General features: G+C 57.9%; 33 protein-coding genes. 9 read left to right on the top strand and 24 right to left on the bottom strand.

The genetic code is table 11. The features are described from left to right. Window positions 1-9 precede the first annotated feature (9 nt). From maiA to hmgA, 7 genes are all read right to left on the bottom strand, one after another. Window positions 10-645 (bottom strand): maleylacetoacetate isomerase, encoded by a 636-nt coding sequence (gene maiA, locus AC2FLD_RS17035; RefSeq protein ID WP_496670900.1) that lies wholly within the window; start codon window positions 643-645, stop codon window positions 10-12. 11 nt (window positions 646-656) lie between these two features. Then, complete coding sequence (locus tag AC2FLD_RS17030; protein ID WP_496670903.1) at window positions 657-854, bottom strand: DUF2783 domain-containing protein; 198 nt, start codon at window positions 852-854, stop codon at window positions 657-659. A 5-nt stretch (window positions 855-859) separates the two neighbouring features. Continuing rightward, the gene (locus AC2FLD_RS17025) at window positions 860-2,470 is read right to left on the bottom strand and encodes an FAD-dependent oxidoreductase (protein ID WP_496670905.1); all 1,611 of its coding nucleotides are present in this window, start codon (window positions 2,468-2,470) and stop codon (window positions 860-862) included. 133 nt (window positions 2,471-2,603) lie between these two features. Beyond that, window positions 2,604-3,554, bottom strand: coding sequence for an MBL fold metallo-hydrolase (locus tag AC2FLD_RS17020; protein WP_050605287.1), 951 nt, complete (start codon window positions 3,552-3,554; stop codon window positions 2,604-2,606). Between the two features lie 10 nt (window positions 3,555-3,564). After that, window positions 3,565-4,821, bottom strand: coding sequence for a fumarylacetoacetase (gene fahA / locus AC2FLD_RS17015; protein WP_496670908.1), 1,257 nt, complete (start codon window positions 4,819-4,821; stop codon window positions 3,565-3,567). Between the two features lie 21 nt (window positions 4,822-4,842). Then, window positions 4,843-5,466: a LysE family translocator gene (locus tag AC2FLD_RS17010; RefSeq protein WP_496670912.1), complete on the bottom strand. Its 624-nt coding sequence runs from the start codon at window positions 5,464-5,466 to the stop codon at window positions 4,843-4,845. Continuing rightward, on the bottom strand, window positions 5,463-6,818 hold the full coding sequence (gene hmgA, locus AC2FLD_RS17005) for a homogentisate 1,2-dioxygenase (protein ID WP_050605284.1): 1,356 nt from the start codon (window positions 6,816-6,818) through the stop codon (window positions 5,463-5,465). Before hmgA ends, AC2FLD_RS17010 begins: the two co-directional genes overlap by 4 nt. Window positions 6,819-7,001: 183 nt before the next feature. On the opposite strand from hmgA, the gene AC2FLD_RS17000 reads away from it, so the two are divergent. After that, window positions 7,002-7,328 (top strand): MarR family winged helix-turn-helix transcriptional regulator, encoded by a 327-nt coding sequence (locus AC2FLD_RS17000; RefSeq protein ID WP_496670917.1) that lies wholly within the window; start codon window positions 7,002-7,004, stop codon window positions 7,326-7,328. Window positions 7,329-7,388: 60 nt separating this feature from the next. Continuing rightward, window positions 7,389-8,639 carry an adenylate/guanylate cyclase domain-containing protein gene (locus tag AC2FLD_RS16995; protein ID WP_496670924.1) on the top strand — a complete coding sequence of 417 codons (1,251 nt, stop codon included), beginning with the start codon at window positions 7,389-7,391 and terminating at the stop codon, window positions 8,637-8,639. A gap of 172 nt (window positions 8,640-8,811) precedes the next feature. Here AC2FLD_RS16995 and AC2FLD_RS16990 read toward each other — a convergent pair whose 3' ends face one another. Further along, window positions 8,812-9,711 carry an MBL fold metallo-hydrolase gene (locus AC2FLD_RS16990; RefSeq protein WP_496670929.1) on the bottom strand — a complete coding sequence of 300 codons (900 nt, stop codon included), beginning with the start codon at window positions 9,709-9,711 and terminating at the stop codon, window positions 8,812-8,814. Window positions 9,712-9,842: 131 nt separating this feature from the next. Then, window positions 9,843-10,652, bottom strand: coding sequence for a division plane positioning ATPase MipZ (locus AC2FLD_RS16985; RefSeq protein WP_050605281.1), 810 nt, complete (start codon window positions 10,650-10,652; stop codon window positions 9,843-9,845). A gap of 218 nt (window positions 10,653-10,870) precedes the next feature. Between AC2FLD_RS16985 and AC2FLD_RS16980 the strand changes: the two genes are divergently transcribed. Both AC2FLD_RS16980 and AC2FLD_RS16975 read left to right on the top strand, forming a co-directional pair. Next, complete coding sequence (locus AC2FLD_RS16980; protein WP_496670933.1) at window positions 10,871-11,758, top strand: AEC family transporter; 888 nt, start codon at window positions 10,871-10,873, stop codon at window positions 11,756-11,758. 53 nt (window positions 11,759-11,811) lie between these two features. After that, a complete protein-coding gene (locus AC2FLD_RS16975) occupies window positions 11,812-12,222 on the top strand; it encodes a VOC family protein (protein WP_496670938.1) in 411 nt (136 codons plus the stop codon). 72 nt (window positions 12,223-12,294) lie between these two features. Here the strand turns inward: AC2FLD_RS16975 and rpmE are convergent, their stop codons facing one another. Then, window positions 12,295-12,516, bottom strand: a complete 222-nt coding sequence (gene rpmE, locus AC2FLD_RS16970; RefSeq protein ID WP_050605278.1) for a 50S ribosomal protein L31 — start codon at window positions 12,514-12,516, stop codon at window positions 12,295-12,297. A gap of 11 nt (window positions 12,517-12,527) precedes the next feature. Further along, window positions 12,528-12,911, bottom strand: a complete 384-nt coding sequence (gene rplS / locus AC2FLD_RS16965; RefSeq protein WP_496670941.1) for a 50S ribosomal protein L19 — start codon at window positions 12,909-12,911, stop codon at window positions 12,528-12,530. 370 nt (window positions 12,912-13,281) lie between these two features. Here rplS and AC2FLD_RS16960 point away from each other — a divergent pair, with 370 nt between their 5' ends. Further along, window positions 13,282-14,082 carry a glycoside hydrolase family 25 protein gene (locus AC2FLD_RS16960; protein WP_496671164.1) on the top strand — a complete coding sequence of 267 codons (801 nt, stop codon included), beginning with the start codon at window positions 13,282-13,284 and terminating at the stop codon, window positions 14,080-14,082. Here AC2FLD_RS16960 and AC2FLD_RS16955 read toward each other — a convergent pair. The 10 genes from AC2FLD_RS16955 to ffh form a co-directional block, all read right to left on the bottom strand. Beyond that, window positions 14,079-14,504 carry a hypothetical protein gene (locus AC2FLD_RS16955; protein ID WP_050605275.1) on the bottom strand — a complete coding sequence of 142 codons (426 nt, stop codon included), beginning with the start codon at window positions 14,502-14,504 and terminating at the stop codon, window positions 14,079-14,081. The genes AC2FLD_RS16960 and AC2FLD_RS16955 overlap by 4 nt on opposite strands. A 134-nt stretch (window positions 14,505-14,638) precedes the next feature. Further along, on the bottom strand, window positions 14,639-15,448 hold the full coding sequence (gene trmD / locus AC2FLD_RS16950) for a tRNA (guanosine(37)-N1)-methyltransferase TrmD (protein ID WP_496670944.1): 810 nt from the start codon (window positions 15,446-15,448) through the stop codon (window positions 14,639-14,641). After that, window positions 15,445-16,260 carry a hypothetical protein gene (locus AC2FLD_RS16945; protein ID WP_496670947.1) on the bottom strand — a complete coding sequence of 272 codons (816 nt, stop codon included), beginning with the start codon at window positions 16,258-16,260 and terminating at the stop codon, window positions 15,445-15,447. The genes trmD and AC2FLD_RS16945 overlap by 4 nt, the downstream gene beginning before the upstream one ends. Next, on the bottom strand, window positions 16,260-16,763 hold the full coding sequence (gene rimM / locus AC2FLD_RS16940; protein WP_496670951.1) for a ribosome maturation factor RimM: 504 nt from the start codon (window positions 16,761-16,763) through the stop codon (window positions 16,260-16,262). Before rimM ends, AC2FLD_RS16945 begins: the two co-directional genes overlap by 1 nt. 148 nt (window positions 16,764-16,911) lie before the next feature. After that, window positions 16,912-17,547 carry a 5,6-dimethylbenzimidazole synthase gene (bluB, locus tag AC2FLD_RS16935; protein ID WP_496670955.1) on the bottom strand — a complete coding sequence of 212 codons (636 nt, stop codon included), beginning with the start codon at window positions 17,545-17,547 and terminating at the stop codon, window positions 16,912-16,914. A 12-nt stretch (window positions 17,548-17,559) separates the two neighbouring features. Further along, window positions 17,560-17,940, bottom strand: a complete 381-nt coding sequence (gene rpsP, locus AC2FLD_RS16930; RefSeq protein WP_050605270.1) for a 30S ribosomal protein S16 — start codon at window positions 17,938-17,940, stop codon at window positions 17,560-17,562. 42 nt (window positions 17,941-17,982) lie between these two features. After that, the gene (locus AC2FLD_RS16925; protein ID WP_050605269.1) at window positions 17,983-18,279 is read right to left on the bottom strand and encodes a chorismate mutase; all 297 of its coding nucleotides are present in this window, start codon (window positions 18,277-18,279) and stop codon (window positions 17,983-17,985) included. Then, window positions 18,276-18,827: a GNAT family N-acetyltransferase gene (locus AC2FLD_RS16920; protein ID WP_496670959.1), complete on the bottom strand. Its 552-nt coding sequence runs from the start codon at window positions 18,825-18,827 to the stop codon at window positions 18,276-18,278. The genes AC2FLD_RS16925 and AC2FLD_RS16920 overlap by 4 nt, the downstream gene beginning before the upstream one ends. Then, complete coding sequence (locus AC2FLD_RS16915; protein ID WP_496670964.1) at window positions 18,824-19,378, bottom strand: GNAT family N-acetyltransferase; 555 nt, start codon at window positions 19,376-19,378, stop codon at window positions 18,824-18,826. The genes AC2FLD_RS16920 and AC2FLD_RS16915 overlap by 4 nt, the downstream gene beginning before the upstream one ends. After that, window positions 19,379-20,887, bottom strand: coding sequence for a signal recognition particle protein (gene ffh, locus AC2FLD_RS16910; protein WP_050605266.1), 1,509 nt, complete (start codon window positions 20,885-20,887; stop codon window positions 19,379-19,381). A 352-nt stretch (window positions 20,888-21,239) separates the two neighbouring features. Between ffh and AC2FLD_RS16905 the strand changes: the two genes are divergently transcribed. Further along, window positions 21,240-21,770: a prolyl-tRNA synthetase associated domain-containing protein gene (locus AC2FLD_RS16905; RefSeq protein WP_496670968.1), complete on the top strand. Its 531-nt coding sequence runs from the start codon at window positions 21,240-21,242 to the stop codon at window positions 21,768-21,770. On the opposite strand, the gene AC2FLD_RS16900 is transcribed toward AC2FLD_RS16905, so the two are convergent. Further along, the gene (locus tag AC2FLD_RS16900; RefSeq protein ID WP_496670971.1) at window positions 21,771-22,508 is read right to left on the bottom strand and encodes an aspartate/glutamate racemase family protein; all 738 of its coding nucleotides are present in this window, start codon (window positions 22,506-22,508) and stop codon (window positions 21,771-21,773) included. It lies immediately after the preceding gene. Window positions 22,509-22,578: 70 nt separating this feature from the next. Further along, window positions 22,579-23,160: an FMN-dependent NADH-azoreductase gene (locus AC2FLD_RS16895; RefSeq protein WP_496670974.1), complete on the bottom strand. Its 582-nt coding sequence runs from the start codon at window positions 23,158-23,160 to the stop codon at window positions 22,579-22,581. A 120-nt stretch (window positions 23,161-23,280) separates the two neighbouring features. Here AC2FLD_RS16895 and AC2FLD_RS16890 point away from each other — a divergent pair, with 120 nt between their 5' ends. From AC2FLD_RS16890 to AC2FLD_RS16880, 3 genes are all read left to right on the top strand, one after another. Continuing rightward, window positions 23,281-24,159 carry a LysR family transcriptional regulator gene (locus AC2FLD_RS16890; RefSeq protein WP_496670977.1) on the top strand — a complete coding sequence of 293 codons (879 nt, stop codon included), beginning with the start codon at window positions 23,281-23,283 and terminating at the stop codon, window positions 24,157-24,159. Continuing rightward, complete coding sequence (locus AC2FLD_RS16885) at window positions 24,156-25,070, top strand: DMT family transporter (protein ID WP_496670981.1); 915 nt, start codon at window positions 24,156-24,158, stop codon at window positions 25,068-25,070. Before AC2FLD_RS16890 ends, AC2FLD_RS16885 begins: the two co-directional genes overlap by 4 nt. 127 nt (window positions 25,071-25,197) lie before the next feature. Beyond that, window positions 25,198-25,611 carry a universal stress protein gene (locus AC2FLD_RS16880; protein WP_496670984.1) on the top strand — a complete coding sequence of 138 codons (414 nt, stop codon included), beginning with the start codon at window positions 25,198-25,200 and terminating at the stop codon, window positions 25,609-25,611. On the opposite strand, the gene AC2FLD_RS16875 is transcribed toward AC2FLD_RS16880, so the two are convergent. Next, window positions 25,608-25,943, bottom strand: a complete 336-nt coding sequence (locus tag AC2FLD_RS16875) for an ArsR/SmtB family transcription factor (protein ID WP_050605260.1) — start codon at window positions 25,941-25,943, stop codon at window positions 25,608-25,610. The two genes, AC2FLD_RS16880 and AC2FLD_RS16875, sit on opposite strands and share 4 nt — an antisense overlap. Between the last annotated feature and the right edge of the window lies 1 nt (window position 25,944).

The following is a 25,944-nucleotide window of genomic DNA, read 5'->3' as shown; positions in this document are numbered from 1 at the left end:
GCGACGTTATTAGGGCGCGTGCGCGTCAGGATGCGCCGCGACAAAGGCCGGATGATCGGCGCAGGCCGCCTCGACCCCAAGAAGGCGGGGCATGTCCGACAGATCAACCTGCCAGCGTCGCGCGTTGTAGACTTGCGGGATCAGGCAGATGTCCGCAAGACCAGGTCGCTTTCCAACACAGTAGGGCGCTTGTTCGAACTCGCCCAACATGGTCTCGAAGGCCTGCAAGCCAGGCCGGATGAAGTGCCGCATCCACCCGCCGGGCATATCGGTTGCATCTTTGCCTAGGGACGTCGCGTGACGAGCAACAGACAGGTTGCAGACCGGGTGAATGTCCACCGCAATCGCATATGCCAGCGCCTGCACGCGCGCGCGCTCTGCCGCGTCTTCGGGCAATAGGTTTAGCTGGCGCGTGCGGTCCAGATAGTCGAGGATTGCCAAGGACTGCGTCAGTCGTAGCCCATCGATATCCAGAACTGGCACAAAGCCTTGTGGATTTCGCGCGATATGTTCATCACCTCTGTGTTCGCCGCCCACCAGATCGACAACAACTGCGTCATAGTCGATTCCGGCCAGATTCAGGGCGATCCGCACCCGATAGCTGGCCGAGGACCGCCAATAGTCAAAAAGAACGGTTTTGCTCACACTGAGTCCCGTCAATTTTTGGTCAAAGCGGCTGCGCGAATGGCGTCTGATAACACCGTGCCGTCGCCGATGTGATTGGCCAGAACCAACACCAGTCTGGCGTTCAGCGCGTCGCTGTCGGTTTTTTCGAGCCCTTCATGAGCGGCCAGAAGGTTGGCGTAAAAATCATCGGCATTGTCGAGATTGGGGGTTAGGATCAGGTCTGACATTGCGCTTACTCCTTACCACAGGCTCTGCGGATTGCATGACGGAAACTGTTTTCTTGATAGCTGTCCCGTCGTGCTGCCACGTGTTGATCCGGGCGGATCAGATACACTGCGCTGGTTGCATCACCCAGGTAACGGCGTTTGAGAGCCAGCGTCAGGTCGTCTTTGACTGACAGTGCCAGCCGCGTGACCTCAACCCCATCCTCTTCCAGCGTGTCGGGGGCATCGGCATCGATGGTCAGCAAGGTGAACTTGCCTGCCAGCTTGGGCAGCAGGAATTCATCGCCCAGCGGTGCATCCGGGCAGGCCGATCCCGGGCGTGTGCAGGCCGGGCCATCCAGCGCATCGGCCGAGTTCAGCGAGGACCCGTCATAAGTGCAGGGTTGGCTCAACCGGCCCGAGTTTACCAGAGGGCGGGCGAACTCGTACTGTTCGCTCAAGTCCAGAACCGCATCCCGCATGACCCGCGACATCTCGGATTTTGGAGTGATGAAATCGGTGGATCGGCTGGACTTTTGAATATTCTCGTCGGCCCCGTGCACACGTTCCGCGTTGTAGCTGTCCAGCAGGCTTTCGGGGGCTTTGCCATCCAGCACCAGCTTCAGCTTCCAGCACAGGTTGTCGGTGTCTTGCAGGCCGGAATTCGCCCCGCGCGCGCCAAAGGGGCTGACCTGATGTGCGCTGTCACCAGCAAACAGAACACGGCCTTTGCGGAAGCTTTCCATGCGTCGACACTGGAAGGTATAAATCGAAACCCATTCCAGCTGAAACTCAACGTCGTCGCCCAGCATCGCCCTGAGGCGGGGGATCACATTCTCGGGGCGCTTTTCGCGTTCCTTGTCAATGTCCCAACCCAGTTGCAGGTCGATGCGCCAGACATTGTCGGGCTGTTTGTGCAACAACGCGGATTGCCCGCGATTGAATGGCGGATCGAACCAGAACCAGCGTTCCGAGGGGAAATCCGCATCCATGATCACATCCGCGATCAGGAAGTTGTCTTCGAATACACGCCCTTCGAAATCGATGCCCAGCATCCGCCGGGTGGGTGAGGTGGCTCCGTCGCAGGCGATCAACCACTCGGCTTCAACCGTATAAGGGCCTTCGGGGGATTCGACCTCCAGCCGAACGTGATCCTCGTGAGTTCCGATTGCGTCAACCTTGTTACGCCCGCGAATCTCGATCGGGGCACCTTCTGCCTGCAACTCGCGAACCCGTTGAACGAAGTAATCTTCAAAGTGGTATTGCTGCAGGTTGATGAAGGCCGGGTTGGCATAGCCCTCATCCGGTTGCAGGTTGAAGTCATAGACTTGACGATCATCGAAAAAGACCTTGCCACGGTCCCACAATACGCCTTTGTCGACCAATCGGCGCCCACATCCCAGGCGGTCAGCAATTTCCAAAGTGCGTTGAGAAAAACAGATGGCGCGGCTGCCGAAGCTGACCTTGTCGTTCTCGTCCAGAACCACAACTTCGATCCCTTGCTGGGCCAGATCAATGGCTGCGGCCAAACCAACCGGACCGGCACCAATCACGATGACCTTGCGCCTGACGGGCGTTGGGTTGTCCTGATCCGGGCTGCGTTCATAGCCGTAAAGCGGCGTTTCAAAGATCTTGTTCATGGGCTCCCCCCAAACAAATGCACCAATGTGCTGCATATCCTGTCCCCCGGCGACAGGCGCCGGAGGCCTTGGCTTATGGTTTCATCGAATCCCGCCGCAAAAAACGATCTGGATCAAACTCAGCCGTTTTTTGTCAGCCTTGCAGGGCCTCCCACATTTCAAGGTCGCGCTGGGCGGTCCAGATGCGGGGCGTGTCGATGCCGCGCGCCTCGTCATAGGCGCGTGCCACGTTGAACGGCAGGCAGTGTTCGTAGATCGCGTAGTCAGCAAATTTGGGGTCGCATTCAGCGCGCACGGCGTCCCAAGCTTCTTTCAGGCTGCCACCGCGTGCCGCCACCTTGGCGGCCGGGCGGTAGGTGCTGCTGACGAAATCGCGTGTATTTTCGATGGCAGCATTGACCATATCCTTGCCGACCAGCGCGTCGCCGCGCCCTGGGGCGATGGCGTCGACATCAAACCACTTGATTTCGTCCAGCGTGTCGCCCCAATCGCTGAAATGCCCGTCGCCGCAATAGCAGGCCGAGTGGTATTCGACGATGTCACCCGTGAACATCACGTTCTGATCCGGCACATGAATTACGATATCACCGGCGGTGTGCGCGCGGCCCAGATGCATCAGGTCGATCCGGCGGTTGCCCAGATAAACGGTCATCGTATCGCTGAACGTGGTGGTGGGCCAGGTCAGGCCGGGGATGCTCTCGTGCCCTTCGAACAGGCGCGGAAAGCGTTGGAATTCGCTGTCCCAGTCCTCTTGCCCGCGTTCCACGACCATGGCGCGCGCCATGTCCGACATCAGGATCTGTTGCGCGCCAAACGCGCTTGCGCCCAGAACGCGAACGGCGTGGTAATGGGTCAGGGCCACATGGGTGATCGGTTTGTCCGTGACCGACCGGACGCATTCGATCACCTTGTTCGCCAAACGCGGGGTCGCCTGAGCTTCCACGATCATCACGCTGTCATCCCCGATGATGACGCCCGAGTTCGGGTCGCCCTCGGCGGTAAAGGCATAGAGACCTTCGCCTACTTCGGTGAATGAGATTTTCTTTTCCGACATGTCCCCCTGGGACGCGAATGCTTTGACCATGGTGGGTTCCTTATCGTGAATAGGGGTTTTCAAGAGCGGGCAAAACTGTGCCACCGCAGTCGCCGAAGCCGATTGTGTAGCCGTCACCTTTAGCGTTGCCGGTCAGAGTCAGGGTATCACCGTCTTCAATGAAACTGCGGGTTTCGCCAGTGCCGAGCGTCAGCGGTTCCTTTCCGCCCCAGCTCAGTTCCAGCAGCGACCCGCGTTCTGGCTTGGTCGGGCCCGAGATGGTGCCAGACCCCAACAGATCTCCGGTGTTCATGGGACAACCCGATGTCGAATGATGCGCCAGCTGCTGTGCTGCCGAGTAATACATCTGGTTGTAATTGGTGTTGGCGATGGTGGTCGACGACTGACCTTCGGGGGCCATGGTGATGGCGAGATCGATGTCATAAAGCATCGGGCCGCAGTCTTTCAGGTGATCCAGCAGCTCAAACTCTCGGGCGGGCGTGTCACAGCGGAAAGGTTCGAGTGCGGCTTTGGTCACGATCCAGGGGCTGATCGAGGTTGCTGTGGCCTTGGCCTGGAAGGGACCTAGCGGCTGGTATTCCCAGGCTTGAATGTCACGTGCGGACCAGTCGTTCAGAAGGACGTAGCCGAAAATGTTGTCGTCGGCTTCCTGCACCGTGATCGGGCCATCCGAAGGGGTGCCAACGATTGCTCCCATTTCAAGCTCGATGTCAAAACGGCGGCTGGGCAGGAAGGCGGGCAGGTCTTGGTCAGGCGACTTCAGCTGACCCCACGGGCGGCGAATATCTGTGCCCGACACAACAACCGACGACGCGCGGCCGTTGTAACCGATTGGAATATGCAGCCAGTTCGGTGGCAATGCGTTTTCCGGTCCGCGGAACATGGTGCCCACGTTGAAAGCATGGTTTCGACCGGCGTAGAAATCGGTGTATTCGCTGACCGCGAACGGCAGGTGCATCTCGGCGTCGTCTTGTTTGACAAGCAGCGGTTCAACCTTGCTCTGCTCTTCCGAGTCTTCGGCCAGCAGGCTGATCAACCGCTGGCGCAGGGCGGTCCAGACGGCTGGGCCTTCCTCCATGAGGGGGTTCCAGAAGGGCATGTCGAACAGTGGCTCATCGCTTAGGGTGATCAACCCTTCGGCTTCGGCGGTGGTGACGTCGAGGATCATGTCGCCAATGGCCACGCCACATCGGGGATCATCGCCCTGGGTCGAGAATACGCCATAAGGCAGATTGTTCAGTGGGAACGGATGTGTCGCGCCATTGGCCGACGTCACCCAGGATGTCATTAGAGGCATACGATGTCCCTGTTTTATTGGTTAAGTTGAGGAGCGAAGGGATTTCAGACCCAACAAGATAGCAGCCAGGATCATGAAGCTGCCGCCAATTCGATCTAGCCACAGCTTTGCCGGGCCTTGCAAGTGGCGGGCCAGCCAACTTGCGCTGCCGCCATATGCAGTCAGCAATATCCCGTCCATGACCAGATAGGTCACCGATAGAATGGCAAATTGAGGCCAGAAAGGCAGCGTTCCATCGAGGAACAGCGGAAACAGCGCTGCAAAAAAGACCACGGCCTTTGGATTAGCGGCAGAAGTTATGAAACCTTGCAACCAAAGCGCCTTGCGGCTGGCTTTTGGCGCGGTCTGCGTGGCAGACACGCGCGCCATCAGGATTTGTTTGACCCCAAGGTAAACCAGATAGGCGACACCAAGCCATTTGATGACGGTCAACGCAGTTGCGGATGTAGCGATCAGAGCGGCCAGGCCAAGCCCCGCCGCCAGCATCTGCAGAAAGTTCGCCGTCAGATCTCCGGCAGCTGTGAACAGCCCGCGCCGAAGCCCGTTGGTCGCCGAGTTTGACAACATCAGCAATTGGCTGGGTCCCGGTGTGCTCATCAGAAACAGGACAGTTGCCACATAGGTGAACCAGAGGTCCAAGTTCATTTCTTACCCGGCGTTCCGTCGAACTTCTTTTCAAGCGATGTCCAGCAGTCGATATAGTCGTCCTGAAGCGGTGCTTCTTTGGCGGCAAACGGGGTCAGGTGCTGGGGGAAGCGGGTTTCGAACATGAACGACATTGTCTTGTCCAGCTTGTCCGGCCCCAGGTTGGAGTATGACGCCTTGTCGAAGGCCTCCCTGTCGGGTCCATGCGGGATCATCATGTTGTGCAGACTGGTGCCACCGGGCACGAAGCCCTGCGGTTTCGCGTCGTACTGGCCGTAGATGTTACCCATCAGCTCGGACATGATGTTCTTGTGATACCACGGCGGGCGGAACGTGTCTTCCATCACCATCCAGCGTTCGCGGAACAGAACAAAGTCGATATTGGCCGTGCCGGGCTGCCCAGACGGAGCTGTCAGAACCGTGAAGATCGACGGGTCGGGATGGTCGAAAAGAATCGCGCCAACCGGGCAGTAATTGCGCAGGTCATATTTGTAGGGCGCATAGTTGCCGTGCCACGCGACCACATCCAGAGGGCTGTGGCCGATCTTGGTGGTGTGGAACTGACCGCACCATTTGATTGTCACGGTCGAGGGTACCTCGCGGTCCTCGAACGCCGCCACCGGTGCCTTGAAATCGCGCGGGTTGGCCATGCAGTTTGCACCAATCGGCCCACGGCCCGGCAGTTCGAACTTTTGCCCGTAGTTTTCGCAGACAAAACCCCGTGCAGGGCCTTCCAGAACCTCAACCCGGTACAGCAGGCCGCGTGGAATGATCGCGATGTCCTTGGGTTCCAGATCGATGATGCCCAGCTCGGTCGCAAAGCGCAGCCGGCCTTCCTGTGGAACAACCAGAAGCTCGGAATCGGCCGAGAAGAAATAGTCATCGATCATGGATTCCGTGGCCAGATAGATATGGCAGGCCATGCCCACCTGCGTGTTTACATCCCCCGCAGTCGTCATGGTCCGCATCCCGGTCATCCAGTTCAGACCTTCATCGGAATGCGGGACGGGATCCCAGCGATACTGGCCCAGGCTGATCACATCAGGGTCGATGCACGGGGCGGACTTCCAATACGGGAGATCGATTTTTTCGTAGCGATGTGAATGCTTTACGGATGGGCGAATGCGATAGCACCAGGTGCGCTCGGGCGGGTTCGCGGTAAAGGCGGTACCGCTCAACTGCTCTCCGTAAAGGCCGTAGTTGCACCGCTGCGGGCTGTTCATCCCCTGCGGAAGGGCGTCGGGCAGGGCTTCGGTTTCAAAGTCGTTTCCAAAGCCGGGCATATAACCGGCATGTGTGCCGACCGGCGTTGCAGCCTGTGTCAGCATGTGCGGATTACTCGGACGATTCATGGTGTTTTCCTCCGTTTGCTGCTTGTCGAGTAATAGTTGATTTTGTAACTAACAAGCATGTCACACGAACAATCCGAAAAAAATGATGACTTTGATCTGCAAAATTTTCTGCCCTTCCTCTTGAACCAGGCGTCAGAACGGGCATCGTTGGAGTTTCAGAGCGTCTATAAAGGCCGTTACGGGATGCTCAGAACCGAATGGCGGGTGCTGTTCCATCTCGGGCTTTTTGGCGAGATGACCGCCAAGGATATCGGTGAGCGCGCCAAAATGCACAAAACCAAAATCAGCCGGGCGGTCGCCAAGTTGGAGCAACGCAGGTACCTGAAACGTACCCGGGATGAGGCCGATCGGCGGGCGGAATGGCTGGCGCTGACACCGGCGGGACAAACAGTGTATCGTGACTTACGCAGTGTGGCCGCAAATTACGACGCCAGACTATCAAGCTTGTTTAATGAGGAAGAGGCTGCGCTGCTGCGACACATGCTGCAGCGGTTGGCCGGACTGGATTGACCACTGGTAATTGGGCCATGCCGGCCCCAGATGTATCCCATGCTTGATACGGATTTTAGAATGACGTCATTTGAACCTGCTTCATCCTCGACCAATGACCTGATCAACTGGCTGGTCGATAAGGGGCTTGAGGGTGCTGGGCAGGAAGAATTGCTCGAAGGTTTTTGTACCAGCCTCGTGGATATGGGTATTCCGTTGATGAGATTTCACGCGGCGCAATCGGCCCTGCACCCTGTCTACGGTGGAACCGGCTATAGCTGGTATAACGGTTCGGGTGGAGAATCCGAGAGATTCGAAAACACGGATACGCCCAGCGAAGTCTGGCAGCAAAGCCCGCTTTATGCCCTGCTGCACGAGGATCTGGACGAGATTCGGGTCAAATTGGTAGAGCAGAACGAACCAAGTCGTTTTCCATTGCTGAATGACCTGCGTGAAATCGGAGCAACCGACTATTATGCGACCGGGCTTTCCTACGAAGGAGCTGGCTCGGTTTCCCCAAAGGGGTCAAAAAAGATTGGCGATGGCGTCTTGATGTCCTGGACCAGCGATGCCCCCACTGGTTTCGAAGATAATGACCTGAGCCGGATCAACAGCGTGCTGCCGCATCTGGGACTGGCGCTCAAATCCGCCAAGAACCAGAACCTGACAAAGGATTTGATGCGAGTTTACCTCGGCCGCGATGCCGGCCGCCGGGTTCTTTCGGGTGAGATCAGGCGCGGGTCCTTGCAGCAAATCGATGCAGTGATCTGGAATTTTGACCTCGAAGGCTTCACCACCTTGTCCGAGGACCTGCCGGGGAACGAGATCATCGACATGCTGAATGATTATCTGGCCGTGGCCGTCGGTGTGGTGCATGACAGGGGCGGTAACATCCTGAAATTCATGGGCGACGGGCTGATGGCGATGTTCGACGTCGGTGAGATAGACGAGGACGCCCGCGCCGCGCTCGGCGCCGTACCCCTTCTCCAAGCCCGAATGGATGACTTGAACACCAAACGTCAGGCCGAAGGCTTGCCGGTTGCAAACTTCACATTGGCGCTTCACTCGGGCGAGATTCTCTATGGCAATATCGGGTCCAAGACGCGGCTGGACTTCACGGTGATCGGTCCGGCCGTCAACCAGGCCGCCCGCATTGCCGGAATGCACCGGTCGCTGGGTCAGAGAATCCTGATCTCGGACGATGTCGCCCGCGCCGCGTCGCCCTGCGCGCAAGAGCTCGTCTCGGTCGGTCGCTACATGCTACGCGGTGTGCACGAACCGAAAGAGTTATTCACGGTGTACAGCCCGGGCGGGCCATCAGTAACTAGTTGAAACTGAGGCTATTCCGTTCACCGGTTCCGAAGCTGAAAGACCAGATGGAAGGTCTTGCTTCCGCTGAACATGAGCGGTGGGTTTGCCCGGATGTTTGGGTATAGTGTGGATTTAAATCAATAGCTGGTTTGAGCCCAAAGCTGACCTCATGCAGGACATAAACAATACGCCGCTATAAGGTACCCGCCACTGATTGAAGGTTGTCGCGATGAACCGCTTCATAGGCATCGTAGTAGGTCAGTGAGCCGTTATCGAACCAATCCTTCGCAAATTCCTTCAGCGACAGTCCGGCCAATTCGGCATTCTCTCTACACCGCAAGAGCTTGGTAACATATTGCTCTGTGGCCGTAATGAATGAACTACCGTAACCACTTTTCGCGATCCGATCAGGGTCGCCATGACAGGGGAGAATTGACGAAATATCCCAGGTTGAAAGCCTATCAAGCTCGGCCAAGTGAACTTCAAGGCGCTCTGGCTCGGCGACATAGGTCACGCTGTCTTCCAGTGCATCACCAGCCAGCAAGACCCTGGACTTTGGCAGGTAGAGTGCAACTCCATCGTGGCTGTGGATGTCCAAAGGACGAAGTTCAATTTCGGTTGTTCCCACGTTCAGTGTCATTCCGCCGTCAAACACTGTTGTAGGCATTATCACAGGATTGATCGCTGGATCGCTCTTGGAATAGCTTTCCTCTTTTTCAACCAACGCGGCTTCCGTTTTTTTACCGGCGATTATCTCGCAATCAGCAAACACCTCGGTTCCGGCGACATGGTCTTTGTGATGATGGCTAAGCACAACCCGAATTGATGTCACCCCACGCCTTTGCAGTTCGCTTCGTATCCAGTGCGCGTGGTCCGGCGAGATGTGGGTATCATAGACTAGGGCGTTGCTGCCATCGACAACGGCGTAGCTCGCGATCCCGAGTGTGTACGCCGCATCGTCCAGCCAATTCCACGTCGAAGAGTGCAACCGCCTGCCTACAACGCGGCCGTCATAAAAGACCAATACGTTGGCCAAGGTTTCTAATACCCGCAGCGTGGATGTGGACACCATGAAATCAAATTTGTCTTTCAAGTTTGGCGATCAGTTGGGCTTGGCCGAGTTGAATTTTCTAGACACTCTCCATTCTTCCTGTTCAACAATATGGCTAGGTCCCGGGTAAAAAGGAAATGACCGGAATGTCCGCAGAGCGACTGCCTGACAGATCAAAAATCGATCTCAACACCCGGAAGGTTCAGCTCTTTCATCATGTCGCGCAGCTCTTGACGGGCGGCGATGTTCGAGATGTTCAGCTGCTTGACGCCGATATCCTTGAGGTCCAGCAGGGTCAGACCGCGGGGGAACAGCTCACGGAAGATGACCCGTTCGGAAAAGCCCGAAGCGACGCGAAAACCGATGCGCTGTGACAGCATCTCGATCGCGCGCTGCATCTTTTCCTTGTTGACCATCCGCTGCGTGCCGACCCGGTTACGGACCACAACCCAGTCAATTGGCTTTAGCCCGGCTTGTGCGCGCAACTGCCGCGCGTTCCAGACCATCTCGGAATAGACCGACGGGCCGAGGATTTTCTCGCCCTTTGAATCAATCCGCGCCAGCAGGTCAAAGTCGATGAAACTGTCGTTCAGCGGCGTGATCAGCGTATCGGCCAGCGAATGTGCCACCTGGCTGAGCCGGGTGTGAGAGCCCGGGCAGTCGATCAGAATAAAGTCGCTGTCGCTCTCCAACTGCGACACGGCGGCGGACAGGCGGTGGTCATAGATGTTCTCGCCCGGCTTCAGCGTGGCGGCGTCGATCTCGGGCAGGTCGTGATGGCGCGGGCCGGGCAGGGTCAGGTCCGAGCTTTTGAGGAAGTTGTTTCTGTTCTCAAAATAGCGTCCCAGACTGCGTTGCCGCAGGTCCAGATCCAGCGTGCTGACCTTGTGTCCCAATCGGGCCAGTGCGGTCGCCACGTGCATCGACACGGTCGATTTGCCTGCGCCACCCTTTTCGTTCCCGACCACAATGATATGTGCCATGCTTGTATTCCCAAGTCCCGCCGTGCTTAACTACACGTTGTTGGTTCCCACTATATGTTGTGTCGCCTTGGAAGAAAAGAACCTCAAGCGGCGGTTTCTGGCAATATCAGACCCTAAATCGGAAAACCCTGCGTGGTGCGCAGGTTACAGACGGGCACTTGCCAATGTATCGGCCCTGATTCACAGTCCACATGCGGGTCTGGCAGGGAGAATGTGGCTTGGAACACTTGTTCCTGAACGTTTTGAACGTGGTTTTGCCGGTTCTGATCTGCGCCGGGATCGGCTATGGCCTTGCGCTGATTCACGCCCCATTCGACAAGAAGGTGATCGGCGGCATCGTCTCAAAAGTTGGTTATCCAACGCTGATCATTTCGCATCTATCGACCACCAAGCTTGCCGTCGGCACCTTTCTGGATGTGATGACTGCGGCCGCGTTGGCAGTGGCGGGGTTTGGCGTGTTGGGGTTTGTTGTACTCAAGGTCATGCGCCTGCCGGTCAGGGCGTTTCTGACGCCTTTGATGCATGGAAATGTCGGCAATATCGGTTTGCCGATCACTCTGCTGGCATTGGGCGACGCGGGCATGGCTTATACCATGGCGTTTGTGGTGGTTGTGCTGATTAGCATCTTCACCGTGGGCATGTGGATTCCAGCCGGAGAGTTTTCACCCAAGAAATTGGCCACATCCCCGATCATTTATGCCGTGGCGCTTTCGCTGATCCTGATGGCGACGGGAACCAGCCTGCCACAGCCGATTTCGAAGTCGTTTGACATACTGGGTGGGCTGTCGATTCCGCTGATGCTTCTGACGTTGGGCCACACCCTGGCTACATTGCAGGTGAAAAGTCTGGGACGATCGATCCTGTTGACGCTTTTACATTTGGTGATAGCTGTTGTCATTGCCAGCGCATTGATCTGGTTGTTCGGATTTACAGGACCGGAACGGGGTGCTGTAATCCTGTGTTGCCTAATGCCGTCGTCGGTGGCGACCTATCTCTTCATCGATCAGCATGTGCCGGAATACGGGCCTGATGTGGCGGGCTTTATTCTGGTCTCGACACTGACGACAATACTGGTGTTGCCGGTGGCGCTGTCCTACTGGATCTGACACCCGACCGATGCCGGTTTCGTGACTTGTAACCCTCGGGAGCCTGACAGACTATGCCCCGGATATCACGCAGTATTCAAAAGGGCCCACATATGATCGGATATGTAACCATCGGCGTTTCCAACATGGACGCCGCAAAGACATTTTATACTTCGCTGTTCGAGGATAAAGGCGCACAGGTTCTGATCGACGCGGGTCGCATTGCCTTTATCGGCAATAATCCGGCGGCACCGATGCTGGCCGTTTGCGAGCCTTATGATGGCAATGACTGCGCGTCAGGGAATGGCAATATGGTGTCTTTCGCCGCCGACACCAAAGAGGCTGTCACCACAATGTATGACAAGGCCATCAGCCTTGGCGCGACGGACGAAGGTGAACCCGGGCAGCGCGTACCGGACCGGTTCTATGGTGCTTATGTGCGGGATCCAGATGGCAACAAGCTTTGCTTCTACGTCTTCGGATAATTCCGGACACAACGCAGGCAAGAAAAAAGGCCGCCCCAAAGGGCGGCCTTTCGCATTTCATACCAGTCAGGCTTAGAAGCCCAGACCTTCGTATTTCTTTTTGAACTTCGACACGCGGCCGCCGGCGTCCATCAGGCGCGACGAGCCACCGGTCCATGCCGGATGCACAGAGGGGTCGATTTCCAGAGCCAGCTGATCGCCTTCGGCGCCCCAGGTGGATTTCATCTGAACTACGGTGCCATCGGTCATTTTGACGTCGATGACGTGATAATCGGGATGGATGTCTTTTTTCATCTTTCCGTTCCTTACGCTTCGGCGCCAGCCTTGGGCTTGTAGTTGGTGACTTCCGCGATACGCGCGGACTTACCGCGACGGGTGCGCAGATAGTACAATTTGGCGCGACGAACGCGGCCACGGCGGACAACGGTGATGCTGTCGATGTTGGTCGAATACAGCGGGAACACACGCTCCACGCCTTCGCCAAACGAAATCTTGCGAACGGTGAACGAGCCGGCAATGCCAGTGCCGTTGTTGCGCGCGATGCAGACGCCTTCGTAGTTCTGCACACGGGTGCGCGACCCTTCAGTCACCTTATAGCCGACACGGATGGTGTCACCGGCTTTGAAGTCGGGGATGTCTTTCCCCAGGGCGACAATCTGTTCCGCCTCAAGCTGTGCGATCAGGTCCATCGCAGGTACTCCTATCTGCTCGTGGTTGGTCCACGAAGTTTGGGCGCGGCCTGAGAGCTCTTGGTCTTCACCGGGTCCTGCATGCAGCCCGCCAGAGATCAGATCGACTGTTCCTTGGGTCTGGTCAGATCTGACACGTCCCGGCCGAAGAAAGCTGAGCGTCACGCCATGATGCAAACCAAAGCACCGGAGTCGCAGGATGCGGCACCGGATTGCGGTCGTGTACTGGGATTGGGCGCTGGGATCAAGTGCAAATTGTGGGGCATGGCGGTGGGAATCCGCCTTTCCGAAATTGCACCGTTGTCATGATGGTCAGATCAGGCATTCTGAGGGGAATTAAAAGAGCAGAAATTTCAGGCAGGATCCAATGATGCGAATTACTTTCATGCTGGCCATAACGGCTGCTGTGCTTATGTCTTGCGGGCGCGGCGGCCCGAAACCGCAGGTCGTAGAATCCACACCGGGCGTGGACAGGACTGCACCGTCCATAATCTACCCTGACTTTGGCGACGCAGATCCACATGAATGGGAGGGGCGCCATCCCGGATTGTATCCGATCCACGGGCTGGACATCTCACGCTGGCAGGGACCGATAGACTGGCGCACGGCCAAAGCATCGGGTGTGAGCTTTGCATTCATGAAAGCGACGGAAGGCGGTGATGTGGCCGACCCGATGTTCGACGAACATCGACGTAGCGCGCAGGCGGCAGGCGTGCCTTGGGGGGCCTATCACTATTATTATTTCTGCCGGTCCGCCCGTGAACAGGCCCGTTGGTTCATCCAGAACGTTCCGAAAGGGGCAGACCTACCGCATGTTCTGGATATGGAATGGACGCCGCATTCCAAAACCTGCACGCTGCGGCCCGATGGCAGAACCGTTCGGGCCGAGGCGCAGCGGTTCCTGGACATTCTGGAACGGCACTATGGCCGACGTCCAATCGTCTATACTACTGTGGACTTTTTCGCAGACACGGATATCGGACGCTTGCCCAAGACCGAATTCTGGCTGAGGTCGGTCGCCGGCCACCCGCGCCAAGTCTATCCGCGCACTGTCTGGCGGTTCTGGCAATACACCGGCACCGGGCTGGTACCGGGTGTTCAGGGCAGGGTGGACATCAACACGTTCAACGGAACTCCGGAAGCTTGGGCCAGCTGGAAGTCGGGGAATTAGGTGTTAGGTGTTCCGTAGGTCTCGATAGTACCGCCCGTCACCAGATGGCCCAGTCGTCGTTCGCGTTCTTCACCGTACGCGTTGCGCAGCCAGAACGACTCGCCCGCACTCAGCTCGCGGCGTTCAAACCCGCGCTCGCGGAGGCACCGGTCCACTTGATCGATTTCGCCCTGCACGCGCAACTGGTCCTGAATCGGAACGGTAACGGCGGGTCCGACAATAATTCCCCAAAGAAGGATATTGGTCGCATAACCCCCAATGACGGCGCTGTTTCCGCCTTCATCCGCTTCTTGAGAGCAGGAATCGACTGCGACCCGCGCAGAGTGCAAATTATGTCCGGCTTGCGTAGGAATAGACGTCCCGAGGGGTTTGGTGGTGCAGGCCGAGGCAACCAACAAAGCGCCAAGCAATAACTTCTTCATAATGTTGTTAGTCTCGCTCTTAATTACCCAAAAATTGTATGGGACTTAAACGTGAATAAAATGAGGCATAAACAACTTCAAATGGCATTCTGACAAACATTTAACCTGCGGCACGTCGGCCACATACCGCGTCTTTAGTCTGCGCTTTCGGCAGAGGTTTTCTGATATTCCGCCCAGATGTCCGGGCGTCGTTCACGCGTCAGATCTTCGGCCATCTTCTGGCGCCATTCCGCGACGCGGCCGTGATGGCCTGACATCAGAACCTCGGGAATCGAACGGCCCTTCCAATCTGCGGGGCGGGTGTATTGGGGGTGTTCAAGCAGGCCCGAGGAAAAGCTTTCCTCTTCGGTCGACGCCTGATTGCCCAATACTCCGGGAATCAGGCGTACCGTTGCATCGATCAGGGCCTGCGCGGCGATTTCCCCGCCGGTCATCACGAAATCGCCCAGTGACACTTCCTGTACGCCGTAATGTTCCAGCACGCGCTCGTCCACACCTTCGAACCGGCCACACAGCAAGGTCATCCCGTCACAGCGGGCAAGGTTCTGCATCATGCGCTGATCCATGCGTCGTCCGCGCGGGCTGAGGTAGATCAGCGGCCAGTTGCCGCGCACATCGGCCATTGTGTGTTCAATCGCATCGCCAAGAACATCTGCACGCAGCACCATTCCCGCACCACCGCCAGCGGGCGTGTCATCAACATTGCGGTGCTTGCCGGCGCCGAACGGCCGCAGATCCACGGTCTCCAGCTGCCACAACCCCTCCTGCAACGCTTTGCCGGTCAGGCTCTCGCCCAGCACACCGGGAAAGGCATTGGGAAACAGCGTAATGATCTTGGCTTTCCAGACCCCATGCAGATCCGGGGTAGGGGTCATCAGTTCACGCGGCTTCAAGGTGGGCCGGATCGCCTTGCGACCATGGGACTTGCTGGGTTTTTCTGTCATATCTCGCGGGCCAGTTCGTTCTGCGCGGTTTGAATCAGAGCCTTCTTCTGGGTGATCATTGCGCCTTCGTCCAGCGATGAACGGTTCAGCACCAGCATTTCTTCCAGTGTATCGGCAGAAAACCTGGGGCTTGTCCGCGTGGGCCCAACAAGTTGCGCTGTTTTCTCGGGCGGCAGATCCAGGAACTCCGCCAAAGGCGCAGCTGAACCAAACTTATGGTTCTGAACCTCTTCCATCCACCCGGTCCGTACGGTGACTGAAGGCAGCCGGTCCCTGATCCTGTCCACCGTGTCCTGCAGCGGCGGAAGATGGGCAAGGGCGTTGCAGTAGGCATCCAGATCCTGAACAAGGCGGGAATGCTGCAGATCGTGGGCCCAAAGGCTGCGCAACCATTGATCCTGCTGGCGCAAAGACAGGTAGATTGTGAATTCGACTTCCTGCCCCAGCAGACGGCGGCGCAATACGCTGACCAGAGTCTCTGCCAGTTCCGGTGCCGCCCCATAACCTTCGCTTTTGTTTCTGCTGGGGCGAAGGCCCAGAAAATTCTCTTCGCTCACGATCAACCCTCGACGAGCTCCGAAATCCAGACCATCAAGGAATTCGCTCATCTGCCCGCCAAACCCTGCCAGCGTTGCGTCCAGACGATAGATCGAATGGCGCGTGGCCGCTTCGCTCAGCCCCAACTTGCGCGTTTTATAGGGAAGAACCAGCGAGTAACGGGGCCAGATCAACTCGCGGTTTTCATGCAAAAACGATTGTGCGGCGGCCATGCCGGTCTTGTGCAAACCCAGATGCAGCAAGACCCGACGCATCAGATCAGACCTTCAGGCGGGTCGGCCACGATGCGGCCTTGCTCCAGATCTACAGTGGGTATCACTTGCAGCGTAAAGGGCAGCAGAACCGTCGATTTCAAACCTGGCCCATGCAGTTCCAGCAAATCCGCCGCGCCGTGATTTTGCACGGATTTGACCTTGCCCAGCAGCGTGCCGCCGGTGTCATAAACGTCAAGTCCGATCAGGTCGGTGTGATAAAACTCATCATCAGGCAAGGACGGCAACTGATCGCGCCGTGCAAACAGGCGCAGCCCGTTCAGCGCATCGGCCTCTTCCTTGGTTTCGACCCCACCCAGACGGGCCGAAAACCCGTTCTTGATCGCGCGTGTCAGAACAACCGGATAGCGTTCCTTACCCGCCTCATCGGTCAGCGGCGAATACGCTTCGATTTCTTCGGGAACGGCGCAAAAGCTTTTCAGGCGCACTTCGCCGCGTACGCCGTAAGATCCTGCAACGCTGCCGACGCAGATCAGATCACTCATTGGAAGCGCCCGTCGTCAAACAAATTCCGTTTCTCCATTCCCCAAGCCCCTCGCAGGCTTCGCGTTGATTGCTGCGTTCGAAGAACACGCCAACAATAAAGGCGATCAGCAGCAGAATGGGAAGTCGTATCAATCCGAACATGTGGCCTTACCGTGTTTCGATTTTCAGACCGTCAGCCCGGTTTTCCCAACCGACTTGTTCAAGTTCCGGCGTGTCCGAGACCCGCTCGGGCCAGCCGACACAGAAATATCCGATCAGACGCCAGTCTTCCGGCGTCTTCAGATCGCGCATCATCTGTTCGGGATCCAGAATAGATACCCAACCTAAACCCAACCCTTCGGCCCGCAAGGCCAGCCAGAACAGGGTTATGGCAGACACAACGGAATAGCGCCGCATCTCGGGCATCGTGCCCGCACCCAGCCCCATGCCCTTGTCGGTGCTGTCATCGCAGAACACGGCCAGTTGTACAGGGGCTTCCTGCATCCCGGACAATTTCAGGCGGCTGTATAGCTGCGCCTTGTCGCCGGAATACCCCGCCAGAGCTTCGGTATTGGCGGTTTGAAAATTCTTCAATGCTGCGGCCCTTGCCGCGTCGCTTTCGACGCGGATCACGCGCCAGGGTTCGCTGAGCCCCACCGAAGGGGCAAGTCGAAATGCGTCGAGGCAGCGCGCCAGCACTGCCTCGTCTATCGCGTCGGTACGGAACCGGCGCACATCACGCCGGAGCCGCAACAACAGCTCGAACTGCGTGCGAAAATCGTCAGTAAAGGTTTGATCCCGCACGCGCCCGCCTGCTTATTCTTCTGCAGCCGCTTCTTCAGCCGGTGCAGCGGCAGCTTCAGCTGCCTTTGCCGCTTTCTCTTCCGCGCGCTCCTGAGCTTTCTTGCCCGGGGTACCCTTGTTGGGGTTGTTACGCTCGGCTTTGTCACGGCTGCCGGCTGCTTCCAGCATACGTGCGATACGGTCGGTAGGCTGAGCGCCCTGATCCAGCCAGTACTGAATGCGCTCCATGTCCATTTTCACGCGCTCTTCGCTGTCTTTCGGCAGCAGCGGGTTGTAGGTGCCCAGTTTCTCGATGAAACGGCCGTCGCGGGGCATGCGGCTGTCGGCAGCCACGATGCGATAGAAGGGACGCTTTTTCGAGCCGCCGCGGGCGAGACGAATTTTCATTGCCATGGTGGTATCTCCTTTAGATGGCGTGTGCCGGGAATTTCCCGATCAATTCTGGTGTTTCTTGTGGTGTCGGATGACTTCCTGAATGATGAAGTTCAGGAAAGCCTTGGCGAAATCGGGGTCCAGATCGGCCTCTTTCGCCAGGTCTTCGAGCCGTGCGATCTGCGCCGCTTCGCGCGAGGGATCGGACGGGGGAAGGTCGTGTTCAGCCTTGAGTTTGCCAACGGCCTGAGTGTGCTTGAACCGCTCGCCCAGCGTATAGACAAGAATCGCGTCCAGTCGGTCGATGCTTTCGCGATGCTCTTTCAACAGCGTGGCAGCCTGTGTCACGGGGTTGGTCATTGGCCGATCCTTTCGGTGGTCAAAGCGGGTTCAGACAAATCGATTTGCGGGTGCCGCCAGATCTGAGCTTTTTTACCCAGCAGCTCGGCTTCGCGCTCATAAGTCGCGCCAAGACGCTCGGCCAAGGCGCGCGAGCGGTCATTTGCGTGGGCGATGTAGGACATCACGCCATTCAGGCCTTGATGACGGGCCGCATAGTCGCGCGCAGCTTCTGCAGCCTCAAATCCCAGACCTTTGCCTTCGGCTTGCTCCATCAGGGTCCAGCCCAGTTCCGGTTCATCCCAGCCCGGAGCAAAGATGATGCCTGCCCAACCGACGAACGCACCGCGCGATTTCTCGGTCAGATGCCAAAGGCCAAAACCATTGAGTGCCCAATGACCCAGTCGTTTGACCAGTGAGTCCCAGCTTCCCAGATTATCTTTCGGGCCACCAACCATGTGGCTGCGCTCGGTCGCAAAGAACGCGGTCATCGCGGGCAGATCGTCCTGATGCGGTGCACGTAGAATCAGACGCTCGGTTTCGACAGTGGGGATAGTGAACGAGGTCATGCGTAGGCCTCCATTCCACCGTTCACCAGATCTGCCGGGGCAGGGTGTCGCCAGATTTCCGAGATCTCATATTTGGGGTGCTCGTAGTTGTATTCGAACTGTGCGCCCAAACGCTTGGCAACGGCGATGCTGGCGTGATTGTCAGGATCGATCAGCGAGATCGCGGTGTCCCAACCCAGAACATCATAGGCATAGCTGCGTGCCGCAAACCCGGCTTCGGTGGCATATCCTCTGCCGGTGGCATGGTTCAGCAGCGTCCAGCCGACTTCGGGTTCGGGCCATCCTTCGGGGCACCAGAGTCCGACACGACCAACATAGGTGCCGGTGTCTTTTTCATCGACGCTCCAAAACCCGTAGCCGCGCAGAGTCCAGTGGCCCAGCAAGGCGGCAATCACGCGCCACACCTCATCCCGGCGCATCTGACCGCCGACATACTTCGCAGCATCGCTGGCGAAGAACGCGGTGTCTGCGTCAAGATCAGCCTCGGACGGAGCACGCAGGATAAGGCGTTCGGTCTCAAGCTGAGGGATATGAAGCGCGTGGGTAGTCATTTACTTCTTCTTGCCAAACCCGCTCAGCCCGGGGGGCAGACCCATGCCGCCACCCATGCCGGGCATGCCGCCGGGCATCTTGCCGCCCATCGCCTTGGCCGCCTGTTCCAGCGCTTTGGGGTCCATGCCTGCGGCCATGTCTTCGGGCGAGGGGCCGCCTTTGCCAAACATGCCCTTCATAGCCTGTTTCAGCATCTTGCCTTTGCCCATCTTGCCCATCTTCTTCATCATGTCCGACATCTGCCGGTGCATCTTGAGCAGCTTGTTGAGGTCGCTGACCTCCATGCCCGAGCCTGCCGCGATCCGCTTTTTACGGCTCGCCTGCAACAGCTGCGGGTTGGCGCGTTCGCGTTTGGTCATGGACTGGATCAGGGCGATCTGCTGGCGCAGGATCTTGTCGTCAAGCCCCGCCTGATCCATCTGCTTGGCCATCTTGCCCATACCCGGCATCATGCCCATCATGCCTTGCATGCCGCCCATCTGGATCATCTGTTCCAGCTGCATTTTCAGGTCGTTCATGTTGAACTGACCTTTGACCATGCGCTTCATCATGCGCTCGGTCTGTTCCATCTCCATCGTTTCCTGGGCCTTTTCGACCAGGGCAACAATGTCGCCCATACCCAGGATACGACCGGCGATCCGGTCCGGCTCGAACGTTTCGAGCGCGTCCATCTTCTCACCCAGACCCACAAAGCGGATCGGCTTGCCGGTGACTGCGCGCATCGACAGCGCCGCACCGCCGCGCCCGTCACCGTCCATACGGGTCAGGACCACGCCCGAGATGCCAACTTTGGCGTCAAATTCCTCGGCCACCTCAACAGCGACCTGACCGGTCAGGCCATCGACGACCAGCAGGGTCTCGCGCGGATCAACTACGTTGCGAACCTGCTCGACCTCGTTCATCAGCACTTCGTCGATGTGCAGACGGCCCGCGGTATCGAGCATGTAGACGTCATAGCCACCCAGCGTTGCCTGCTGCTTGGCACGCTTGGCGATGTCGACCGGCGACTGGCCGGGAACGATGGGCAAAGTATCGACGCCGACCTGAGTACCCAAAACCGCCAACTGATCCATCGCCGCCGGGCGATAGACGTCGAGCGAGGCCATCAGAACCTTCTTGCCCTCTTTCTCTTTCAGGCGCTTGGCGAGCTTACCTGTCGTGGTCGTCTTACCCGAGCCCTGCAGACCGACCATCAGGATCGGGGCGGGCGGGTTGTCGATCTTCAGCGCGCCGGGGTCTTCCTCGCCGCGCAGCGTATCGACCAGCGCGTCATGTACGATCTTGACGACCTGCTGGCCGGGTGTGATCGACTTGGTGACGGCCTGACCGGTTGCCTGTTCCTGCACCTTCTTGACGAATTCGCGTGCCACCGGCAGCGAAACATCCGCCTCTAACAGGGCAACGCGAACCTCGCGTAGGGCGGTTTTGACGTCTTCCTCGGACAGGGCACCCTGTTTCGTCAGCCGATCAAAGACGCCAGAGAGGCGTTCGGATAGATTTTCAAACATGCCTTCGGCCTCCTTCGCCGGTTTTGACTAGGCGCTTCCTAAGTAGGAACCACCGGTTGAGTACACAATTGCCCCCTCCCACTGAATTAGACGTGGGGGTAATGCCAAATGGCATTGCCCCCACGGGCGAAACTCGCTGGTGGGGGGCGATCCCTGAACGACTCAAGGGACCGGAAGATCAGACGCTTCCGGATGTTTGGACCGGGCTTTAGGCGCAATGGCCGTCAGAGTCAACAGCGTTCACATTGAATCAAGGGTTTGGAATGGCCAATGCTCTTAACTGTATTTCGGCTGATTGCGGGCGCGTCCGTTCTGTGGCACAGCGCAGGAAATTCTGCGCAAGGAGATCAGGATGGACGCTTCATCCGCCTATCAGGACACACTACCGCTGAGTTCCGACGCATTGCTGGCGCAACTGGATGAGTGGGGGTTGGCCTATCGTATGCATACTCATGTGCCCCTGCGTACGGTCGAGGATGCCAAGTCCGTCGAAGGTCAATTCACGTTGCCGGGCGAGAATGCGTTGCGGGTCAAGAACCTGTATCTGCGCGACAAGAAAAAGCGCAACTATCTGGTGACACTTGAGCAAAGCCGCGAGATCGACCTTAAGGTGCTGGGTGCTGAGTTGGGAATTGGCAATCTGTCCTTCGGCTCGGTGGACAGGCTGCTACAGAACCTCGGCATTCGACCGGGCGCGGTCAGCCCTTTGGCGATGATCAACGGGGTTCAGAATGATGTGCGGTTCTTCATGGACGCGGCGGCCCGACAGGCCGAGGTGATTTACATGCACCCGCTGGTCAATGACCGCACTGTCGTCCTGAAACATACCGACATGATGGCTTTCTTTGATCGCATCGATTGCGAAATCACTTGGCTGCCCTGATCACTCAAGCGCCTCTTTCAGCGCGGCGGCGACATGCGCGGCAGACGGGTTGACGAACATGTGCCCGTCAGCCTCGAACACCGGGTCGTCCAGATTGTTCGGAAAAGCCAGTGGCAGCTCGGTGCAGGCCAGCAGGATCGCGGTTCCCGGACTGGCGTGCTTGTTGCAAAAGGCCAGCAATCGCGTACGGGCGGTGTCGGAAGCGCCACCGTAGAAGTCACTGTCGATCATGGCCTGCATCTCGGAAATCTCGGGCTCTGGCAGCCGCTCATTTGCAGTGATGCCCTCGGCGGCCAGACGATCCGCATAGTTGGTGGCCTGCATCGTTACGGTTGTGCCCAGGACCAGAGCCTCGGACGCGCCAGTTCCTGCCGTGGCGTCGGCGGTTGCATCAAAGATGCTGAGGATGGGCATGGAAACACCCAGCCGGATCGCGTGGAGCCGTGCGTGCGGTGTGTTGGACGCGATGATGCCGAAGTCGCAGCCTGCACGCTCCAACGTCAGCAGTGCATCACGGAATACGGCATCAAAACCCGCCCAGCTTGCCTCATCTCCGGCGACACCGCGCAAGGCGCGCGTCTTGGCCTGTGTGACAGATTCGATTGTCATCGGAGGGATCGGCAAAGGAGAGCCATGGCCGCGTTCCGCGAAATACCGCCCGGCTCCTTCGGCAATCGCCCTGTAATAGTCGACGGTCGAGGCCCAGCCCACACCGCCCAGAATGCCGATTTTCTTCATGTGCCCATCCAGTCTGCCTGTCATACTGAATGGCAGACTGGACGTTTCCGGGCTCATTGACCAGAGGGGATCAGGCTGCAAGCTCAGCTACAGCCTTATGGGCGCTTTGCAACGCTGCATCGGGGTTCACGGCCATCTGATCGGCAGCGATGACGTCCACGTCATGGATGCCGATAAAGCCCAGAACGTGGCGCGCGTAGTTGGTGGCGAAATCCGCCTCGGACCCGACAGGGACACCGCCCGAAGCGATAGCCAGAATGGCGCGTTTACCTTCCAACAGACCTTTGGGACCGTTTTCGGTATAGGAAAAAGTCAGACCGGCGCGTGCAACAAGGTCGATCCAGGCCTTGAAGGCGGCCGGTACCGAGAAGTTGTAGATAGGCAGGCCAATGACGATGGTGTCGGCGTCCTGCAATTCGGCCACCAGCTGGTCTGACAGGGCGAGCCGGTCGCGTTGTACTTCGTCGCGCTGTTCCGCTGGTGTGAAGTTGGCAGCGATCCAATCTTCAGTCAGCATTGGAAGTGGGGTGGAAAGATCACGTCGGATGATGCGCTCTGCGCCCAGTTGCTTGACCACACGCTCTGACAGATCGCGCGTGGTCGAGTTCACGCGGCGGGCGGATGAGTCGATATGAAGGATAGTATTGGTCATTGATTGGGTCCTTTGGGTCAGGGAAATCTTGTCCTGCTTCCAATATGAATGTTGCACTGGTGAACAAAACTCGGATACATCAACAGCTATTGTTGGAAATTGCACAGTGACGACATTGCCATGGACAATTGGGATGAGGTGAGAACTGCCTATCAGGTGGCCCGCATGGGGACGGTCAGTGGTGCCGCCGAGGTTCTGGGGGTGCACCACGCCACAGTGATCCGCCATATCGACGCGATCGAGGCGCGGTTGGGGGTCAAACTGTTCCAGCGTCACGCGCGCGGGTACACGCCGACCGAAGCGGGTGACGATTTGTTGCGTGTGGCCCAGGCCACTGAAGACCAGTTCAATCAGCTTGTGGGCCGAATGAAGGGTCGGGGTGACGATGTTTCGGGCGAGTTGGTGGTGACGTCACTGGGCTCGATTGCGCCTCTGGTGGTTCCAACGCTCACCGCTTTTCAAGAGATGCATCCGGATCTGATAGTGCGTTACTTAACCGGAGACCGGCTGTTCCGGCTGGAATATGGCGAAGCGCACGTAGCAATCCGCGCCGGGTCGGCACCGGATCAGCCAGACAACGTCGTTCAGCCCTTCAGGCAAGAAGAGGTCGGCCTGTATGCCAGCACTGCATATGTCGAACGGTTTGGTAAACCGTCGGGCACCGAAGATTTCGCGAAGCACCAATTTGTCAGCTCTGATGATGAAGGCAGCCGGGCACCGTTCACCCGGTGGCTGCGCGCGACGGTGCCTACTGACCGCATTACCTTTCGCTGCACCAACAACTTCTGTATGCGCGAGGCCGTTTTGGCCGGGGCCGGTATTGGATTCATGTCCCGATGGGAAGCAACCCGCCATGACAATCTTGTCGAAGTGATGGAGCCGCTGCCAGAATGGTTCGGTAACCTTTGGCTGGTGACGCATGTGGATCTGCATCGAACGACCAAGGTGCAGGCGTTCCTGACTTTTTTGAAAGCACAGGCCAAAGGCTGGCAATCATGACCCCTCAGGCCCGTGGCCATCTGGCCATGCTGGCTTTTTCTGCGCTCGTTGCGGGCAGTTTTTCGCTTGGGTCGATGATTGCGAACGAGATTGCCCCGGCGGCGCTCAATGCGGTGCGGTTTGCCATTGCGGCGGTGGTGATTGGTGTCGCCGCTCTGGCCACAACCGGATTGCCGCGCGCTGCGGCGCAGGCCCCCTGGCGCTATCTTGTATTGGGCGGGTTGTTCGCCACCTACTTCGTGCTGATGTTCTATGGTCTGCAAACCGCGCCACCGGTCAGTGCCGCCGCAGTCTTCACGCTGACACCCGTCGTCTCGGCCCTCGCAGGATGGGTTCTGTTGCGTCAGATCACCACCCCGCGTATGGCGCTGGCTTTAACCATTGGGGCAGTGGGGGCGTTATGGGTAATCTTTCGAGCCGATTGGCAGGTGTTTCGCGCCTTTGAGATCGGGCGCGGAGAGGTCATCTATTTCTGGGGCTGTGTCGCCCATGCGGTTTATACTCCGATGGTACGTAAACTGAATCGTGGAGAGCCCGCTGTGGTCTTCACCTTTGGTACCTTGCTTGCCGGATGTCTTTTGCTGACAGTGTTTGGCTGGTCTGATCTGGGGGCCACAGACTGGGCCGCGCTTCCGGCCATTGTCTGGATTGGTTTGCTTTATATTTCGTTTTTTGCAACGGCTGCCAGTTTTGTGCTGGTGCAGTTTTCGTCTTTGCGGCTGCCCTCGGCGAAGGTGATGGCTTATACCTATCTGGTGCCAAGTTGGGTGATCTTGTGGGAAATCGCGCTGGGCAAAGCTGTACCCACGGGTTTGATCCTGGGTGGGGTGGTCCTGACCGTCATCGCTTTGCTGATGCTGCTGAAAGAGGAAGCACCGCGTGCCGTGCAGATGAGCACAACTGCGGAATAACGCCGAACGTGCGCTTTAAGCCGCCTAGGTTTTCGAATGCATTCCGAATGCGGAATTTGCTTGAGCCAGATCAAGGCTTGAAATTTGCCCCTCCAATACACTGCAAAGAAAGTGAGAGGAGGAGGTTATGTTCAAGCATATTATGCTGCCGATAGATCGGCATCTGCCGCCCGAGGTCCGCAAAGCTGCTGATATCGCTGCGGAAGTGGCGAAATGGCAGGGGGCTAAAATCACTCTGGTCAGCGTGACCGGAGCCCATATGGGTGAATCCACGGAAACCGAAGCCGAAATCGACAGGGATTTGGCGGTGTTCACCGAAAAGCTTGCCGCTGATAGTGGGACCAAAGTTACCATCCGCAAGATTCACTCGGTCGACGTTGCCGCCGAAGTGGACGGCGACCTGACCCGCGCAGCGGAAGAGATGGGGGCTGATTTGATCATTGTGGGAACCCATGCCCCCCGGATTACGGACTACATATTCTCCAGCCACGCCGGGTATCTGGCCAAACATGCCAGCATGTCGGTCTTTGTGGTGCGCTAGGCTTCGTCCGAGGCCGGAAGCTCAACTTCCAGAAAACGCTCGAACGCATCCAGATTAACGGGTTCGAACTGACCGAACCCCTGCATCCAAACTGATGCGGCGCGCAGCGCGTCAGGTTCCAGCTTGCACCATTTCACCCGCCCGCGTTTCTCCTGACTGATCAACCCGGCTTTCGTCAGAATGACCAGATGCTTGGAAATCGCAGCCAGTGACATGTCGAATGGCTCGGCCACATCAGTCACGGCCATGTCATCCTCCAGCAGCATTGCCAGGATAGCACGGCGTGTGGGGTCGGCGAGGGCTGCAAAGACTGTGTCGAGCGGATCGTTCATC

The sequence above is a fragment of the Ruegeria sp. CDSA021 genome, from assembly GCF_059612325.1.
This window is presented reverse-complemented; position numbering and strand designations above follow the sequence as displayed.

Coding starts and splice junctions, on each gene's coding strand:
- AC2FLD_RS16925 (WP_050605269.1), bottom strand. CDS start 18,279: ATGACCAACCCCGTGACACAGGCTGCCACGCTGTTGAAAGAGCATCGC.
- AC2FLD_RS16880 (WP_496670984.1), top strand. CDS start 25,198: ATGTTCAAGCATATTATGCTGCCGATAGATCGGCATCTGCCGCCCGAG.
- AC2FLD_RS16875 (WP_050605260.1), bottom strand. CDS start 25,943: ATGAACGATCCGCTCGACACAGTCTTTGCAGCCCTCGCCGACCCCACA.
- ffh (WP_050605266.1), bottom strand. CDS start 20,887: ATGTTTGAAAATCTATCCGAACGCCTCTCTGGCGTCTTTGATCGGCTG.
- AC2FLD_RS17010 (WP_496670912.1), bottom strand. CDS start 5,466: ATGAACTTGGACCTCTGGTTCACCTATGTGGCAACTGTCCTGTTTCTG.
- rplS (WP_496670941.1), bottom strand. CDS start 12,911: ATGGACCTGATCGCACAGCTTGAGGCGGAACAGATTGTCGCCCTGGGG.
- AC2FLD_RS16920 (WP_496670959.1), bottom strand. CDS start 18,827: ATGACCTCGTTCACTATCCCCACTGTCGAAACCGAGCGTCTGATTCTA.
- AC2FLD_RS17020 (WP_050605287.1), bottom strand. CDS start 3,554: ATGGTCAAAGCATTCGCGTCCCAGGGGGACATGTCGGAAAAGAAAATC.
- rpmE (WP_050605278.1), bottom strand. CDS start 12,516: ATGAAAAAAGACATCCATCCCGATTATCACGTCATCGACGTCAAAATG.
- trmD (WP_496670944.1), bottom strand. CDS start 15,448: ATGACAGAAAAACCCAGCAAGTCCCATGGTCGCAAGGCGATCCGGCCC.
- AC2FLD_RS16900 (WP_496670971.1), bottom strand. CDS start 22,508: ATGAAGAAAATCGGCATTCTGGGCGGTGTGGGCTGGGCCTCGACCGTC.
- hmgA (WP_050605284.1), bottom strand. CDS start 6,818: ATGAATCGTCCGAGTAATCCGCACATGCTGACACAGGCTGCAACGCCG.
- AC2FLD_RS16890 (WP_496670977.1), top strand. CDS start 23,281: ATGGACAATTGGGATGAGGTGAGAACTGCCTATCAGGTGGCCCGCATG.
- AC2FLD_RS16915 (WP_496670964.1), bottom strand. CDS start 19,378: ATGACTACCCACGCGCTTCATATCCCTCAGCTTGAGACCGAACGCCTT.
- AC2FLD_RS16975 (WP_496670938.1), top strand. CDS start 11,812: ATGCCCCGGATATCACGCAGTATTCAAAAGGGCCCACATATGATCGGA.
- AC2FLD_RS16960 (WP_496671164.1), top strand. CDS start 13,282: ATGCGAATTACTTTCATGCTGGCCATAACGGCTGCTGTGCTTATGTCT.
- AC2FLD_RS16895 (WP_496670974.1), bottom strand. CDS start 23,160: ATGACCAATACTATCCTTCATATCGACTCATCCGCCCGCCGCGTGAAC.
- AC2FLD_RS17000 (WP_496670917.1), top strand. CDS start 7,002: ATGCTCAGAACCGAATGGCGGGTGCTGTTCCATCTCGGGCTTTTTGGC.
- AC2FLD_RS16905 (WP_496670968.1), top strand. CDS start 21,240: ATGGACGCTTCATCCGCCTATCAGGACACACTACCGCTGAGTTCCGAC.
- AC2FLD_RS17025 (WP_496670905.1), bottom strand. CDS start 2,470: ATGAACAAGATCTTTGAAACGCCGCTTTACGGCTATGAACGCAGCCCG.
- fahA (WP_496670908.1), bottom strand. CDS start 4,821: ATGCCTCTAATGACATCCTGGGTGACGTCGGCCAATGGCGCGACACAT.
- AC2FLD_RS16945 (WP_496670947.1), bottom strand. CDS start 16,260: ATGCGTCGGGTCTTGCTGCATCTGGGTTTGCACAAGACCGGCATGGCC.
- rpsP (WP_050605270.1), bottom strand. CDS start 17,940: ATGGCAATGAAAATTCGTCTCGCCCGCGGCGGCTCGAAAAAGCGTCCC.
- AC2FLD_RS17030 (WP_496670903.1), bottom strand. CDS start 854: ATGTCAGACCTGATCCTAACCCCCAATCTCGACAATGCCGATGATTTT.
- AC2FLD_RS16985 (WP_050605281.1), bottom strand. CDS start 10,652: ATGGCACATATCATTGTGGTCGGGAACGAAAAGGGTGGCGCAGGCAAA.
- AC2FLD_RS16995 (WP_496670924.1), top strand. CDS start 7,389: ATGACGTCATTTGAACCTGCTTCATCCTCGACCAATGACCTGATCAAC.
- rimM (WP_496670951.1), bottom strand. CDS start 16,763: ATGAGTGATCTGATCTGCGTCGGCAGCGTTGCAGGATCTTACGGCGTA.
- AC2FLD_RS16955 (WP_050605275.1), bottom strand. CDS start 14,504: ATGAAGAAGTTATTGCTTGGCGCTTTGTTGGTTGCCTCGGCCTGCACC.
- AC2FLD_RS16885 (WP_496670981.1), top strand. CDS start 24,156: ATGACCCCTCAGGCCCGTGGCCATCTGGCCATGCTGGCTTTTTCTGCG.